Raw genomic sequence first — 14,835 nt, forward strand, 5'->3', positions numbered from 1 at the left:
CTACTAGTTCAAATATATTGATCAGTAAACGCTCTTGCTGCTTTAAAAACATCTTCTCTCTCGGGTTCATTGAAGATCTCATGGTAAAGCCCTTCCCACTCTCTGTATGCTTTATTATGAGAAGCAACACCATTAAACCACTTGATGACCATCGTTTTGTCAACAAGCTTGTCATCACCGGCTTGCATCACAAGAAGCGGAACTTTCAAAAATGCCTCTGTCGGCACCATTGCCGATTCAATTGTCTTTAAAAGCTCTCTGTACCATCTGACAGAAACTTTCCTGACGTATAACGAATCATTTTGGTCAGCCTCGATGACGTCCTCATTGCGCGTCGCCATATCAATTGATAATCCCGAATCAACCTTAAGTGACGGAGCGATGACATTCAGGCCTTTTGATGCAAGATCAAGCGCTTTATTGACTTTAATTTGCAGTCCGAGACACGGTGATGATAAAATAATTCCCGTAATCCGGGGATTTCTTTGCTGTTTAATCCATTCAATCGCGACCAGACCGCCCATGCTGTGACCTAGAAGAAAAACCGGCAGATCAAAAGTTCGCGCTTTATCTATCCAAGCATCTACTTCATCAATGTATTCTTGAAACGAGCGAATATGCCCTCTCGCTCTTGTCGTTGTTCCCTGTCCAGGCAAATCGCCCATGACAACGTGATAACCCGAAGACCGCCACATTTCAATCAGCCATTTATATCGTCCGTGATATTCACTTGCCCCGTGAATGATTACAATCACTGCAACAGGTCTGTCTGCTTTCCAGGTCCACATGTTCTTCACCTCATACGAAATTTAAATAGAGAAAGAAGGATGAATCTTATGATCTACCCTTATAAGGAACACAAGCCAGATATCCACCCAACAGCCTTTATAGCTGATAATGCAACAATTACCGGTGATGTCGTGATCGGAGAACAGTCCAGCATTTGGTTTTCTGTTGTCATAAGGGGAGATGTTGCGCCGACCAGAATCGGAAACAGAGTCAATATCCAAGATTTAAGCTGCCTCCATCAAAGCCCGAACAAGACGCTGCTCATTGAAGATGACGCCACGATAGGCCATCAGGTTACACTTCATAGCGCTGTTATCCGCAAGAACGCCTTAATCGGGATGGGCTCAATCATTTTAGACGGAGCCGAAATTGGCGAAGGCGCTTTTATTGGTGCCGGCAGTCTTGTCCCGCCCGGAAAAATCATTCCGCCTGACCATCTCGCCTTTGGCCGCCCTGCAAAAGTCATCCGCCCTTTGACGGAAGAAGACCGAAAAGATATGCAAAGAATACGGTCAGAATATGTAGAAAAGGGCCAATATTATAAATTTCTTCAACAAACATAAGACCTGCTTCGTCTTACTTTACCATTTTTCAAATTATATTTGAAAGCAATAACCATCGTTAACCCGGACGTCATAACAGTTCGGGTTTCGATTTTTCCATAAAACGTTCACATATAGCATGAAACGTATGACTTTTATCTTATCACAAAACTGTAAACAGCCTCTGCAAAAACACATACCTATTCTTTCCTGTTCTCTATTTTCTATGAGCACACACAAAAAGAGCCCACTGGGAGCTCTTTTTGTCAGCTGATATTTCGTTCGCTGGCAGCAGCTGCATTTTTTTTATGAAACCCTTTTCCATAGTACACAGCCAGCAAGATGAGAAACCATATCGGCCCGATAATCACGGCTACTCTTGTATCAGGGCTGTAAGCCATAAGAATGACGACGAATGCTAGAAATGCCAATGACACATAAGACGTAAACGGAAATAAAGGCATTTTGTACTTTAATTGTTTCTTTTCTTCCGGCTTCAAACTTTTCCTGTATTTTATTTGAGAAAGCAAAATGATTGCCCACGTCCAAATCGCTCCGAACGTCGCAATACTTGTAACCCAAGTAAATACCTTCGCAGGGACAACATAGTTTAACAGCACTCCGACTAATAAAGCGCCCGCTGAAGCCAGAACAGCTTTACCCGGGATGCCGCCTTTCGTCAGCTGACCATATGCTTGTGGCGCCTCTTTCTGTTCCGCCAAGTTAAACAGCATCCGCCCTGTGCTGAAAATACCGCTGTTACATGAAGACAGCGCGGCTGTCAACACGACAAAGTTAATGATACCTGCGGCCGATGGAATGCCCACTTTTTGAAATGTGAGAACAAATGGACTTCCTTGAGAGCCAATTTCCTGCCACGGATAAATAGACATAATGACAAATAAAGCGCCTACATAAAAAATCAAAATCCGCCAAAATACTGTATCGATTGCTTTGGCTAACGATTTTTGCGGGTTTTTTACTTCGCCAGCCGTCACCCCGATCATTTCAATCCCTAAATAGGCGAACATGACCATTTGAAGAGACAATAGAACCCCTTTTAATCCATGAGGGAAAAATCCTCCGTTGTTCCACAAATTACTGATTCCGGTGGCAATGCCCCCATTGCCGACTCCTGCAATAATCATCAATAAACCGACTGCAATCATGGATAAGATCGCAACAATTTTAATCAATGCGAACCAAAATTCCAGCTCACCGTAAGCTTTGACAGCCAGGAAATTAACACCCGTCATAATGACCAGTGCCGATAATGCCCAAATCCAGTTTGGCACGTCAGGAAACCAGAACCCCATATAGATACCGACAGCAGTAATTTCGGCCATACAGGTGACAACCCATAAAAACCAGTAGTTCCACCCTGTTAAATAGCCTGCAAGCGGTCCCAAGTAGTCACGCGCATACCTGCTGAAGGAGCCTGCGACCGGTTTTTGAATGGCCATTTCCCCAAGCGCTCTCATAATAAAAAACATGACCAGGCCGCTTGCGGCATACGCTACCAAAATACCAGGCCCTGCTAATTGAATAGCTGATGCGGAGCCGAGGAACAACCCTACTCCTATAGCAGCTCCTAAAGACATTAAAGAAATATGCCTTTCTTCGAGTCCGCGGTGCAGCTCTTGTTTTTGTTTTTGCATGCTTCTTCTCCCCTAGAAAAAAATATCATTATATCATTTTTCTGAATATTCCGTACGGATTGGGTAAATCAATGATGATGGAGGAATAAAAGGATAACAACAAGGCTTTCGACTACTCGAAAGCCTTGTTGTCTGTTACACAAAGATGACTTCTTTAGGCTGATGGCTCAGCTCTTCAGGCATATACCGTTTTTCAATATTGATGCTGTGCCAGATCATAAAGATTAGCACAGTCCAAATTTTACGGCTGTTATCAGCCTTGTCCGCACAATGGTCTTCAAGAAGCTGAAGGACATAATCCTTATGGATATAAGCATCCGTTTGGCTTTCTTGAATAATATTCCGCACCCATTCGTTCATTTCGTTTTTCAGCCAATGACGGATCGGTACAGGGAAACCAAGCTTTTTGCGGTTTAATACGTGCTCAGGCACAATTCCTTCAGCGGCTTTGCGAAGAAGATACTTCGTCGTGCCGTTCTTCGTTTTCAGCTCATCAGGAATTTTTGAAGCGACGTCGAATACGACTTTATCCAAGAACGGCACACGCAGTTCCAAAGAATTCGCCATCGTCATTTTATCCGCCTTTAACAAAATGTCGCCGCGCATCCAAGTGTGGATATCGACATACTGCATTTTGTTGATATCGCTGTACGAGCTGCTTTCTGTAAAGTAAGTCTTCGTCACATCGCGATATGAAAGGTTCGGATTATAATGCTTCAACAGCTGCTTTTTGACAGACTCTTCAAAGATTTTCGCGTTACCGATATAACGATCCTGAAGCGGAGTACAGCCGCGCTCAAGCAGGCTCTTTCCTCTCATACCTTCAGGCATAACGGCAGCAACGTGCAGAAGCATCTTTTTCAAGCCGGACGGAATCCGTTCAAACGGTTTAAGCGAAAGCGGTTCACGGTAAATGTTATATCCGCCGAAGAGCTCATCCGCTCCTTCACCTGATAAAGCAACCGTAACATGTTTTTTCGCTTCTTTTGCAACAAAGTACAACGGAATCGCTGCCGGATCAGCAAGCGGGTCATCAAAATGCCAAACGATCTTCGGAAGCTCATTCATGTATTCCTCAGGCGAAATGACTTTGCTGATATTTTCAATGCCCAGCGCCGCTGCCGTTTCTTTCGCTACATCAACCTCACTGAAGCCCTGCTGTTCAAAGCCGACAGAGAATGTTTTTAAGCTTGGATGAAATTCCTTCGCAACAGACACAATAAAGGAAGAATCAATCCCGCCAGACAGGAACGAACCGACAGGAACGTCACTTCTCATATGAACGTTTACAGAGTCATAGATCGCGTCTCGGACTTCTTTCACAAGCTTGTCTTCTTCAGTCTGAACCGGCTTGAAGTTCGCTTTGAAATACGTTTTGAATGTGATATCGCCGTCCGGGCGGATTGTGAACTGTGAACCCGGCTCTACTTTTTTCACATGGGCATCAAGCGTGCTTGGTTCAGGAACAAATTGGAAAGACATGTACTGCTGCAATGCCTCTTTATCTATTTCAATATCATTCTGAGCAACCATTAAACTTTTTCTCTCTGAGGCAAAATAAACCTGATCATTGATCGTTGTGTAGTACAACGGTTTAATGCCGAATGGATCTCTTGCCCCATAAAGCACATGATCGTTTTTATTCCAAATCAGAAAGGCAAACATACCGCGCAGTTTGGACGCCGCTTCTTCTTTATAGTGACGGTAAGTCGCAAGAAGAACCTCTGTGTCCGAATCCGTGTTGAATGTGTACCCCTTTGCTTCAAGTTCTTCTCTCAGTTCGATATAGTTATAGATTTCTCCGTTAAAGATAATCCAATATGTTTCATCTTCATATGATAAAGGCTGTCCGCCATTTTCTACATCAATAATGCTGAGCCGTCTGAATCCGAAGCCGACGTGCTCATCATGGAAATATCCATCACTGTCAGGACCGCGGTGAACGATCATTTGGTTCATTTGTTTGATTAGTTCTTCTTGATCAGCGGTTTGAGCTAACGGATGCTTGTTAAAAACCCCGACAAATCCACACATAGTATTGCCTCCATAATTAAAATTGTCATCATTGAACCCCTATTTATAGACGCTGTGAATAGTATTTGGTTTCACAGTTATGTAAAAAAATAAACATGAATACAACGATAAAAAAGGGAAAGCCGCTTAACCAGTAAGCGGCTATAAAATTATTCTCCTAACGCTTCTTTACGCAGCTGCTCCGCTTTGTCTGTGCGCTCCCATGGAAGGTCAACATCGTGACGTCCAAAGTGGCCGTACGCAGCAGTTTGTTTGTAGATCGGACGGCGCAAATCAAGCATTTTGATAATGCCGGCAGGTCGTAAATCAAAGTTATTGCGAACAACTTCAATCAGTTTTTCCTCAGAAGCTTTTCCTGAACCGAATGTGTTGATTGAGATTGACACAGGCTGTGCAACACCGATCGCGTAAGCAAGCTGTACTTCGCAAGAATCAGCAAGCTCAGCCGCAACGATGTTTTTCGCAACGTATCTTGCCGCATAAGCTGCAGAACGGTCTACCTTCGTCGCGTCCTTACCTGAGAACGCGCCTCCGCCGTGGCGTGCATAGCCGCCGTACGTATCAACGATGATTTTGCGTCCTGTAAGTCCTGCATCCCCTTGAGGGCCTCCGATTACGAAACGTCCTGTAGGGTTGATGAAATATTTTGTTTCTTCATCAATCAGCTCTTCAGGAACAACCGGATTGATTACATGTTCTTTAATGTTGCGCTGAATTTGCTCAAGTGTAATTTCAGGATGATGCTGAGTTGAAATAACAATCGCGTCAATGCGGACTGGTTTGTTATTTTCATCGTACTCAACCGTTACCTGTGTTTTGCCGTCAGGGCGAAGGTACGGAAGAATATCTTCTTTACGGACTTCACTTAGGCGGCGGGCTAATTTATGGGCAAGTGAAATTGGAAGAGGCATAAGCTCTTTCGTTTCGTTGCACGCATAACCGAACATTAATCCTTGGTCACCCGCACCAATCGCTTCAATTTCTTCGTCGCTCATTGTGCCTTCACGGGCTTCAAGCGCTTGGTCTACGCCCATCGCGATATCAGCAGACTGCTCATCAATTGATGTTAAAACCGCACAAGTTTCCGCATCAAATCCGTATTTTGCACGTGTGTATCCGATTTCTTTAATGGTTTGGCGAACCGTTTTCGGAATGTCAACATACGTAGAAGTTGTGATCTCTCCGCTTACAAGAACCAAACCTGTTGTCACAGATGTTTCACAAGCAACACGCGCGTTAGGGTCTTTCTTTAAAATTTCATCTAAAATGCTGTCAGAAATCTGGTCACAGATTTTATCCGGATGCCCCTCCGTAACAGATTCTGATGTAAATAAACGACGATTTTTACTCATGATTTGCTTCCTCCTGCACAAGGCCTCCCGAAAGACCTTGTATATATGATACGGAACTCGCTCCCTCTTATACAATGTACAGTTATATTAGAGAATGTTAATTGGCATATTTATGAAATAAAAAAACCTTTTCCATCGAGGAAAGGGTTTGGTCTTTGTGCCTTTCACTCTTATCGCTCAAGGAATCATACAACCTTGCAACAGGTTAGCACCTTGGTTGTCTCACTCAGTTGAACATAATAAATAACAGAGAAACCGGTTGCTGGGCTTCATAGGGCCTGTCCCTCCGCCAGCTCGGGATAAGAGTATCCGCTCAATGAAATATCTTATCGTAAAAGGGTTTGCAATGTCAATATGATTCAGAAGAAATAGGCACCTATATTGAGGGAAAACAATGGAAATGCACACACAAAAAATAATAAATAGTATAGACTATTTGAAAATATATGTTATACTAATTCACAATTAGCAAAACACAAAAAACGATAAAGGAAGGTTTCATATGAACTCAGTTGATTTGACCGCTGATTTACAAGCCTTATTAACATGTCCAAATGTGCGTCATAATTTATCTGCAGCACAGCTAACAGAAAAAGTCCTCTCCCGAAACGAAGGCATTTTAACATCCACAGGTGCTGTTCGCGCGACAACAGGCGCTTACACAGGACGCTCACCTAAAGATAAATTCATCGTGGAGGAAGAAAGCACGAAAAATAAGATCGATTGGGGCCCGGTGAATCAGCCGATTTCAGAAGAAGCGTTTGAGCGGCTGTACACGAAAGTTGTCAGCTATTTAAAGGAGCGAGATGAACTGTTTGTTTTCGAAGGATTTGCCGGAGCAGACGAGAAATACAGGCTGCCAATCACTGTCGTAAATGAGTTCGCATGGCACAATTTATTTGCGCGGCAGCTGTTTATCCGTCCGGAAGGAAATGATAAGAAAACAGTTGAGCAGCCGTTCACCATTCTTTCTGCTCCGCATTTCAAAGCGGATCCAAAAACAGACGGCACTCATTCCGAAACGTTTATTATTGTCTCTTTCGAAAAGCGGACGATCTTAATCGGCGGAACTGAGTATGCCGGTGAAATGAAGAAGTCCATTTTCTCCATTATGAATTTCCTGCTGCCTGAAAGAGATATTTTATCTATGCACTGCTCCGCCAATGTCGGTGAAAAAGGCGATGTCGCCCTTTTCTTCGGACTGTCAGGAACAGGCAAGACCACCTTGTCGGCAGATGCTGACCGCAAGCTGATCGGTGACGATGAACATGGCTGGTCTGATACAGGCGTCTTTAATATTGAAGGCGGATGCTACGCTAAGTGCATTCATTTAAGCGAGGAAAAGGAACCGCAAATCTTTAACGCGATCCGTTTCGGGTCTGTTCTCGAAAATGTCGTTGTTGACGAAGATACACGCGAAGCCAATTATGATGATTCCTTCTATACTGAAAACACGCGGGCAGCTTACCCGATTCATATGATTGACAACATCGTGACTCCAAGCATGGCCGGCCATCCGTCAGCAATTGTATTTTTGACGGCTGATGCCTTCGGAGTCCTGCCGCCGATCAGCAAACTAACGAAGGAGCAGGCCATGTACCATTTCTTGAGCGGTTACACGAGTAAGCTTGCCGGAACCGAACGTGGTGTAACGTCTCCTGAAACGACTTTCTCTACATGCTTCGGCTCACCTTTCCTGCCGCTTCCTGCTCACGTCTATGCTGAAATGCTCGGCAAAAAGATCGATGAACACGGCGCAGACGTTTTCTTAGTCAATACCGGCTGGACCGGGGGCGGCTACGGCACAGGCGAACGAATGAAGCTTTCTTACACTAGAGCAATGGTCAAAGCAGCGATTGAAGGCAAATTAGAGGATGCTGAAATGATAACTGACGATATTTTCGGCCTGCACATTCCGGCACATGTTCCTGGCGTTCCTGATCATATTCTTCAGCCTGAAAACACGTGGACCAACAAGGAAGAATACAAAGAAAAAGCAGTCTACCTTGCAAATGAATTCAAAGAGAACTTTAAAAAGTTCGCACATACCGATGCCATCGCCCAGGCAGGCGGCCCTCTCGTATAAAAAACAAAAGCCAAGAGCAATTATGCTCTTGGCTTGTTTTAATTGACGGAATGCAAAGAAGTCAGCTTGTATGTAATGATGGTCCGGCCTTCTTCCCATTGAAGCTTCTGCACTTCAGCTGTGCCTGACTTTTCGCCAAACTTTGTTTTGCGTACATCCATTGGAATCTCCATCGGATATACTCGGTATCCGTCCTTCTCTAACGTGAATATATTTTCATCTATGCGAACTTCTTTTCCTTTTGTCACAATCAGTGTATTAAATTCAACAGGCATTCCCAAAGTGAAATCCCCTTTCGTTCTCTTTTTTCTTTATCATAACATATTTCACTGTCAGCGGTTTTTCATCCATTGTGTGAGCTGCCGCACGATACGCCGGTTTTCTTTTGGCGGGAAATAATGTGTGAATGTACTGTAGTACCACGTCTCCACCGGCTTATGCAGTTGTTTTAGCTTCTCTTCAAATAAATAGGAATGCTGAATTGAAACATTTTGGTCTTTTTCTCCATGGATTAACAGCACGGGAGCCTGAATTTTGTTTACTTGGTCAAACGGTGTCCTCCATTGATATTCCTCAGGCACCTTTTTCGGTGTTCCGCCGATGACTCTTTTCATCATTCGCCGCAAATCCTGCCGCTCCTCGTATGTAAGAATCATATCACTGACGCCTCCCCAGGAAACAAATGAAGCTGCCTGCCCGCCCATTTCGATCGCAGTGAGCATTCCCATAATTCCGCCGCGGGAAAAACCGAAGATGTGGATTCTATCCTTCTTGACATTTGGGTGCTGCTGAAGCAGGCGAAAAGCAGAAAATGCATCCTCCCTGTCTTCTCCTGCAAAATCCTCATTGCCTTCTCCTCCTTGATTTCCTCTGTAAAAAGGAGCAAACACCACAAACCCTTGGGATGCAAACTGGATAATCCGGCCTGGCCGAACCATGCCCACGCTTTTAATCCCGCCGCGCAAATATAAAAATCCGTCATATTGTCCCGGTTCCGCCGGCTCAGCCAGAAGCCCCTTAACCCGTAATCCATTTGACAGATAGCAGATCGTATACAAACGCACATGCTGGCTTGGCGACGGAAATCTTCTTTTCTCTACAATCAAAACAGCCGCCTCCTTTTTTTCTATATGCTTTCCTTACTCCAAAATTACATCCGGAGAACCTGGTTAGGCATTCACACATTTTTATACCCATCATACGATATGTAAAGCAAAAAAGGATATTAACTTGATGCGAAATAAGGAGGTTGTCTATGTGAACAGATGGTTAAGGCTGAGCTTCGCCTGTGTCGGCAGTATCTTTCTGATGTTCGCCCTGGCGGCTTGCAAGCAGGAAGAAACGCTCACAAAAGTCAAGGTCGCTGAAGTGACCCATTCAATTTTTTACGCACCTTTATATGTTGCTGAGTCTAAAGGGTTTTTTAAAGAAGAAGGGCTTGATGTCGATGTGAATACGACCTGGGGCGGAGATAAAACGATGACATCGCTTCTTTCCAACGGCTCCGACATCGCGCTTGTCGGGTCAGAAACATCTATTTATGTCGAAGCGCAAGGGGCTAAAGATCCCGTCATTAATTTCGCCCAGCTGACTCAGACAGACGGAACGTTTCTTGTCGCGAGAGAAGATGTTGAACACTTCGACTGGGATCAGCTGAAAGGAAAAACGTTTCTCGGCCAGCGAAAAGGCGGCATGCCGCAAATGGTCGGCGAGTATGTGCTGAACAAACATAAGATTGACCCGCATAAGGATATAGATCTCATCCAGAACATAGACTTCGCCAATATTGCCAATGCGTTTGCTTCTGGAACCGGTGAGTATGTACAGCTCTTTGAACCGCAGGCTTCTCTCTTTGAGAAAAAAGGCATCGGCCATATCGTGGCTTCATTCGGAGAAGAATCAGGAGAGGTTCCTTATACGACTTTTATGGCGAAACAAAGCTATTTGAAGAAAAATGAAAGCACAGCCGTCAAGTTTACAAAAGCCATTTATAAGGCGCAGCAGTGGGTTGAAAATCATTCTGCGAAGGACATCACAGATGCCATTAAAGATGAATTTGATGATACCGACCCAGACGTCATCGAAACATCCATTGAACGCTATAAAAAACAGCATTCATATTCGCCAGACCCTCTGCTTAACGAAAAAGAATGGGAGCTTCTCCAAACCATTATGGATCAATCGGGAGAACTGCCGAAGCACATTCCATACAATCAGCTTGTAAATAAAGAAATTGCTGAAAAAGTCACCTCGGAGAAATAGGAGGCGCCATCTATGTCTTTCTTACATGTCGACCATGTAACCCATACTTATTTTTCTATTAAAGAAAAAACAACGGCTGTGCGGGATATTCATTTCGATGCCGAAAAAGGTGATTTCATCTCATTTCTCGGCCCAAGCGGCTGCGGAAAAACAACACTGCTTTCCATTATTGCCGGTTTGATTGAGCCATCAGAAGGCAGAGTTCTGATTGAAGGCCGTGAGCCGAATCAAAAAGAACATAATATTGGCTATATGCTTCAGCAGGATTACTTATTTCCCTGGAAATCTATCGAGGAAAATGTGCTTCTCGGTTTAAAAATCGCCGACACGCTGACAGAAGAAAGCAAAGCCGCTGCACTCGGTCTATTGCCGGAGTTCGGCCTCATAGATGTGGAGAAAAAATATCCGAAAGAGCTGTCAGGCGGGATGCGCCAGCGGGCTGCGCTTGCAAGAACACTTGCGCCTAACCCTAGTCTGCTTTTGCTGGATGAGCCATTTTCCGCGCTTGATTTTCAGACAAAGCTGTCTTTGGAAAACCTGGTATTCCGCACATTAAAGGAATATCAAAAAACAGCAGTGCTTGTCACTCATGATATAGGGGAAGCGATAGCGATGAGCGATACGATCTTTTTATTTTCAAATCAGCCGGGCACCATCCATCAGATTTTTACCATTCCTAAGGAATTGGCCTCGATGTTGCCTTTTGACGCCCGTCAGGAACCTTCCTTCCAGACACTGTTTCAAACGATATGGAAGGAGCTGAATTCTCTTGAGAAACAGCAAAGAAACCATTGATCTGCTTCACGAGCAGTATCAATTCAAACAGAAAAAGGAAAAGTGGAAGGTCCATTCCTTTCAGCTTGCCATATTTATTCTCTTTTTCTCGGGCTGGGAAACCTCCAGCAGGCAGGGCTGGATCGATCCGCTGATCTTCAGCTCTCCATCAGCTGTGTGGCGATTATTGCTGGAGAAACTTGGTGACGGTTCTTTACTGTCACACATCGGCGTCACTTTATTTGAAACGGTGCTTGGCTTTTTGCTTGGGACGTTTATGGGCACGTGCCTCGCCGCTTTGTTATGGTGGTCTAACCGACTTGCCAGAATTTTAGATCCGTACCTTGTGATTTTGAATGCAATGCCGAAAGTGGCCCTGGGCCCGATCCTGATTGTCGCGCTCGGCCCCAGTTTTGTCAGCATCATTGCGATGGGAGCCATCATCAGCGTCATTATCACAACCATCGTTGTCTATACCGCCTTCCAGGAGGTCGACGAAAACTATACGAAAGTCATGAAAACATTCGGCGCAAAAAAGTGGGTTATTTTTAAAGAAGTCATACTGCCTGCATCCTCCCCCGCGATTATTTCAACACTAAAAGTGAACGTCGGTTTATCATGGGTTGGCGTCATTGTAGGGGAATTCCTCGTTTCGAAGGTCGGATTAGGATATATGATTATTTACGGATTCCAAGTCTTCAATTTTACACTCGTCTTCTTAAGCCTGCTGATCATCGCCATCTTCGCCACTCTGATGTATCAGGGCGTCGAGCTGCTGGAAAAGAAATGGACGAAGGGGAGGACATAAAAAACCCGGCACATGTGCCGGGTTTTTTATTCAATCCATCCAGATTCTTTCAGTTTTTTCAAACTGATCGGAAGTACGGAATCCTTCATAATAAAGCTGAATTTTTTATTGCGGGAAAGGTTCTCCGGAAGCTCGTGAAACAAAACCGGGCCTTTCGTTTCAAAGTAATCAGCTTGCTTTTCAAGCTTTTCTATATCTGCAAAATATATATTTTTCACAATCACTTTTTCTTTTCCGAGAACTTTATACTGTCCGAGATACTTGAGGCTTTTGACTCTCGCGCCCGTCTCTTCCTTTACTTCCCGGAGCGCAGCCTCTTCTGCGCACTCCATCGGCTCTACTTTCCCGCCTGGAAACTCATAGCCTCTGTCCTCATGTTCTGTTAAAAGCCACTTACCACCAAAACGGCAAATCACCCAGACATGCTTCGGGCTGTCCGAGAAAGGCTGATCGTCAAAGGAAAGCTGAACAGTATTCTGATAATAATCTTTAAACTCGTACATGTTTATCCCTCAAATCCGTTCCTAGCTATCTTCCATACATCATACCACAGTTACGTTTCTTCGGAAGCCTTTTATCAAAAAATAAGGGACCCAGCACGCCGTCAGGTTCTGCATGCAGACTAGCTCGTACAGTTTTTTTGCGATACTTTTGCCGGAAAGTGCGACCGACGCTCTGGGCTTTATTATGACCCGCGAACAGGGAAAAGTTACGGTTTGCGCTTAAATTTATTTTTTAACGTTTCTAAAAGATCGACAAGCATCTGAGGAACCGGTATGCCAAGAGAGCTGGCTGTCACAACAATTTGCACAGATTCATAAAGAATATAAAACATAATAGCCAAGTCACGAATTGATCCCTGTGTATTCAGCAGCTGATCAAAAAAGTGGCATACAGAGATCAGAGCCAGCGTGACTAATTTTTTGACAAGCCGGGCAAATACCTTTTTAAATGACAGTTTGTGAATAATGGTTTCCTTCAAAGTCGTACTGATAAATTCAATTGCCATAAGAGAGAGCAAAATCAGAAATGAATACTGAAAACCTCCAAAGAAAAAACCCGCTGCTGAAACGCTGACTGCTAAAAACGAAAAGATGCCAAAGTCTCTATCCATTTATCCCAACATCCTTTCACAGAAACGGCCTTACGATATTCTATGGTAAACAAGCCGAACGGATTGGATTTTTCAGAAAAATGGACTGGTTGTCGCCTATTTTTAAGATACAAAAAGAAAAGCCGGACGTCTTTTTTAAGACATCCGGCCGTTCTATTTTTGAACTTAACCTAGGTAAGCTTTTAGCATCCAGTTATGTTTTTCAATATTTTGATGGATCGCAAGAAGCATGTCCCCTGTTGTTTCGTCACCGACTTCATCAGCTAAATCCATGCCGTTTTTCAGCTCTTCCGCGATGACTGTGAAATCATCATATACGCTTTGAACCATTTGTTCAGCTGTTTCATTTCCAGCAGCTTCTTTGACAGAAGCCGTTTCTAAGGATTCCTTCATTGTTGCAATCGGTTTTCCGTTCAGCGCCAAAAGACGTTCTGCTAAGTCATCAATATAAGTTGCCGTTTCATTGTACAGCTCCTCAAACTTTTCATGAAGAGTGAAGAAATCTTTTCCTTTCACATACCAGTGATAATTATGTAGTTTCACATACATGACCGTCCAGTTGGCTACTTGTTTGTTCACTGCTTGAATCAATTGTTCTGACATGGTATCTCCTCCTTGTTATATGACTATGTATACCCTTAATATCGTACGCTAAAACCTCTTTTTTACCCTTATCTGTCACGATTTCTTCTATTATGCTACAATTGTTAAAAAACGGGAGGTGGAATGTCATGACGCTTCTCATTACGATAAGTATTTTGATTGTGCTGGCTGTTTTGCTTGTAACCATTTGGACGACTGTAAAAGCCTATAATGTAAAGCATACCATTGATCCACCACAAGAAAATCACTCTGATTCACACAATCAATGATGATGTGAATGCTCCTCTTCTGACTGATTGCTGGCAGCATCGGCGTCTCCGACTTGGACTTTTAAGGTCGGCATGCTATGCTGTTTTTTTGCTGTGACATGGGATTGGACAGTGTATACACCATCTTCCTTAAACGTCGTTTCCAATCGGTATACGCCTTTTTCTTGTTTCGCCTTAAACATTTGGCTTGCGTCTTTTTCCCCTTCTTTCCATACTTCAAACTCTACTTCATCGGCATCCGTCACAGCTTCATCACCATATGATACGGCTGCTTCATAAGCAGCGCTTTCTCCGGGATTTACTTTTTCAGGCCCGGTCAGCTTGACATCCAAAACCTCGGGCGTCTCAGCTGTATTTGCTTTGCTTTCACCAGATCCGCATCCATTAAGCAATAAAGCAGAAAAAAGCAGAACAACCAACATCTTTTTCATGCCATCACCCTTTCATCGTTTACCTAAATAGTAGCAAACGCTTACAGCAAATGGTACATAAAATATGAGACGTCACAAAAAAGACCTTTTTGCTTATGCGCAAAAAGGTCCTT

The 14,835-nt window shown here is 43.9% G+C and carries 16 protein-coding genes and 1 riboswitch; of the genes, 6 read left to right on the forward strand and 10 right to left on the reverse strand.

All coding sequences use genetic code 11. The annotated features are described in order from the left end of the window. Positions 1–8: 8 nt before the first annotated feature. Positions 9–788 carry a phospholipase YtpA gene (ytpA, locus tag MKX38_RS15385; RefSeq protein WP_032726460.1) on the reverse strand — a complete coding sequence of 260 codons (780 nt, stop codon included), beginning with the start codon at positions 786–788 and terminating at the stop codon, positions 9–11. Positions 789–836: 48 nt separating this feature from the next. Here ytpA and MKX38_RS15390 point away from each other — a divergent pair, with 48 nt between their 5' ends. Then, positions 837–1,352, forward strand: coding sequence for a gamma carbonic anhydrase family protein (locus tag MKX38_RS15390; protein WP_003229106.1), 516 nt, complete (start codon positions 837–839; stop codon positions 1,350–1,352). A 245-nt stretch (positions 1,353–1,597) separates the two neighbouring features. Here the strand turns inward: MKX38_RS15390 and alaP are convergent, their stop codons facing one another. From alaP to metK, 3 genes are all read right to left on the reverse strand, one after another. Beyond that, positions 1,598–2,989 carry an alanine permease AlaP gene (gene alaP / locus MKX38_RS15395; protein ID WP_003229105.1) on the reverse strand — a complete coding sequence of 464 codons (1,392 nt, stop codon included), beginning with the start codon at positions 2,987–2,989 and terminating at the stop codon, positions 1,598–1,600. A gap of 135 nt (positions 2,990–3,124) precedes the next feature. Continuing rightward, complete coding sequence (gene asnB, locus MKX38_RS15400) at positions 3,125–5,023, reverse strand: asparagine synthase (glutamine-hydrolyzing) (protein ID WP_004398625.1); 1,899 nt, start codon at positions 5,021–5,023, stop codon at positions 3,125–3,127. Between the two features lie 149 nt (positions 5,024–5,172). Then, a complete protein-coding gene (metK, locus tag MKX38_RS15405) occupies positions 5,173–6,375 on the reverse strand; it encodes a methionine adenosyltransferase (RefSeq protein WP_003229102.1) in 1,203 nt (400 codons plus the stop codon). Between the two features lie 167 nt (positions 6,376–6,542). Then, a riboswitch (SAM riboswitch) is annotated at positions 6,543–6,681 on the reverse strand. A gap of 196 nt (positions 6,682–6,877) precedes the next feature. On the opposite strand from metK, the gene pckA reads away from it, so the two are divergent. Continuing rightward, positions 6,878–8,461: a phosphoenolpyruvate carboxykinase (ATP) gene (pckA, locus tag MKX38_RS15410; RefSeq protein WP_014480627.1), complete on the forward strand. Its 1,584-nt coding sequence runs from the start codon at positions 6,878–6,880 to the stop codon at positions 8,459–8,461. Between the two features lie 38 nt (positions 8,462–8,499). On the opposite strand, the gene MKX38_RS15415 is transcribed toward pckA, so the two are convergent. Together MKX38_RS15415 and MKX38_RS15420 are read right to left on the reverse strand one after the other, a co-directional pair. Continuing rightward, on the reverse strand, positions 8,500–8,742 hold the full coding sequence (locus tag MKX38_RS15415; protein WP_004398611.1) for a DUF2584 domain-containing protein: 243 nt from the start codon (positions 8,740–8,742) through the stop codon (positions 8,500–8,502). A 51-nt stretch (positions 8,743–8,793) separates the two neighbouring features. Continuing rightward, entirely contained in the window at positions 8,794–9,567 is a 774-nt protein-coding gene (locus MKX38_RS15420; RefSeq protein WP_029318292.1) for a prolyl oligopeptidase family serine peptidase, read from the reverse strand. 151 nt (positions 9,568–9,718) lie between these two features. Between MKX38_RS15420 and MKX38_RS15425 the strand changes: the two genes are divergently transcribed. Genes MKX38_RS15425 through MKX38_RS15435 form a run of 3 tightly spaced genes read left to right on the forward strand, consistent with a single transcriptional unit; the run spans position 9,719 to position 12,305 of the window. Further along, a complete protein-coding gene (locus MKX38_RS15425) occupies positions 9,719–10,723 on the forward strand; it encodes an ABC transporter substrate-binding protein (protein WP_339187640.1) in 1,005 nt (334 codons plus the stop codon). A gap of 12 nt (positions 10,724–10,735) precedes the next feature. Then, positions 10,736–11,518, forward strand: coding sequence for an ABC transporter ATP-binding protein (locus tag MKX38_RS15430; protein ID WP_144483338.1), 783 nt, complete (start codon positions 10,736–10,738; stop codon positions 11,516–11,518). Then, positions 11,493–12,305, forward strand: a complete 813-nt coding sequence (locus tag MKX38_RS15435; protein WP_339187643.1) for an ABC transporter permease — start codon at positions 11,493–11,495, stop codon at positions 12,303–12,305. The genes MKX38_RS15430 and MKX38_RS15435 overlap by 26 nt, the downstream gene beginning before the upstream one ends. Positions 12,306–12,331: 26 nt before the next feature. Here the strand turns inward: MKX38_RS15435 and ytkD are convergent, their stop codons facing one another. The 3 genes from ytkD to MKX38_RS15450 all read right to left on the reverse strand — a co-directional run bounded on the left by ytkD (position 12,332) and on the right by MKX38_RS15450 (position 14,022). Beyond that, a complete protein-coding gene (ytkD, locus tag MKX38_RS15440) occupies positions 12,332–12,808 on the reverse strand; it encodes an RNA deprotection pyrophosphohydrolase (protein WP_003229087.1) in 477 nt (158 codons plus the stop codon). Between the two features lie 206 nt (positions 12,809–13,014). Further along, positions 13,015–13,419, reverse strand: coding sequence for a holin family protein (locus tag MKX38_RS15445; protein WP_003229085.1), 405 nt, complete (start codon positions 13,417–13,419; stop codon positions 13,015–13,017). A gap of 165 nt (positions 13,420–13,584) precedes the next feature. Further along, the gene (locus MKX38_RS15450; protein WP_003229083.1) at positions 13,585–14,022 is read right to left on the reverse strand and encodes a Dps family protein; all 438 of its coding nucleotides are present in this window, start codon (positions 14,020–14,022) and stop codon (positions 13,585–13,587) included. Between the two features lie 128 nt (positions 14,023–14,150). Here MKX38_RS15450 and ytzI point away from each other — a divergent pair, with 128 nt between their 5' ends. Then, complete coding sequence (gene ytzI, locus MKX38_RS15455) at positions 14,151–14,291, forward strand: YtzI protein (protein ID WP_003229081.1); 141 nt, start codon at positions 14,151–14,153, stop codon at positions 14,289–14,291. On the opposite strand, the gene MKX38_RS15460 is transcribed toward ytzI, so the two are convergent. Next, on the reverse strand, positions 14,285–14,722 hold the full coding sequence (locus tag MKX38_RS15460; RefSeq protein ID WP_014477743.1) for a FixH family protein: 438 nt from the start codon (positions 14,720–14,722) through the stop codon (positions 14,285–14,287). The two genes, ytzI and MKX38_RS15460, sit on opposite strands and share 7 nt — an antisense overlap. Between the last annotated feature and the right edge of the window lie 113 nt (positions 14,723–14,835).

This window comes from Bacillus sp. FSL M8-0025, assembly GCF_037975475.1.
Classification (GTDB): Bacteria; Bacillota; Bacilli; order Bacillales; family Bacillaceae; genus Bacillus; species Bacillus subtilis.

Excerpts from the sequence above, each read along its gene's own strand:
- MKX38_RS15460 (WP_014477743.1), bottom strand. The coding sequence starts at position 14,722 with ATGAAAAAGATGTTGGTTGTTCTGCTTTTTTCTGCTTTATTGCTTAAT.
- pckA (WP_014480627.1), top strand. The coding sequence starts at position 6,878 with ATGAACTCAGTTGATTTGACCGCTGATTTACAAGCCTTATTAACATGT.
- MKX38_RS15445 (WP_003229085.1), bottom strand. The coding sequence starts at position 13,419 with ATGGATAGAGACTTTGGCATCTTTTCGTTTTTAGCAGTCAGCGTTTCA.
- MKX38_RS15450 (WP_003229083.1), bottom strand. The coding sequence starts at position 14,022 with ATGTCAGAACAATTGATTCAAGCAGTGAACAAACAAGTAGCCAACTGG.
- ytzI (WP_003229081.1), top strand. The coding sequence starts at position 14,151 with ATGACGCTTCTCATTACGATAAGTATTTTGATTGTGCTGGCTGTTTTG.
- metK (WP_003229102.1), bottom strand. The coding sequence starts at position 6,375 with ATGAGTAAAAATCGTCGTTTATTTACATCAGAATCTGTTACGGAGGGG.
- alaP (WP_003229105.1), bottom strand. The coding sequence starts at position 2,989 with ATGCAAAAACAAAAACAAGAGCTGCACCGCGGACTCGAAGAAAGGCAT.
- MKX38_RS15430 (WP_144483338.1), top strand. The coding sequence starts at position 10,736 with ATGTCTTTCTTACATGTCGACCATGTAACCCATACTTATTTTTCTATT.
- MKX38_RS15390 (WP_003229106.1), top strand. The coding sequence starts at position 837 with ATGATCTACCCTTATAAGGAACACAAGCCAGATATCCACCCAACAGCC.
- ytkD (WP_003229087.1), bottom strand. The coding sequence starts at position 12,808 with ATGTACGAGTTTAAAGATTATTATCAGAATACTGTTCAGCTTTCCTTT.
- ytpA (WP_032726460.1), bottom strand. The coding sequence starts at position 788 with ATGTGGACCTGGAAAGCAGACAGACCTGTTGCAGTGATTGTAATCATT.
- asnB (WP_004398625.1), bottom strand. The coding sequence starts at position 5,023 with ATGTGTGGATTTGTCGGGGTTTTTAACAAGCATCCGTTAGCTCAAACC.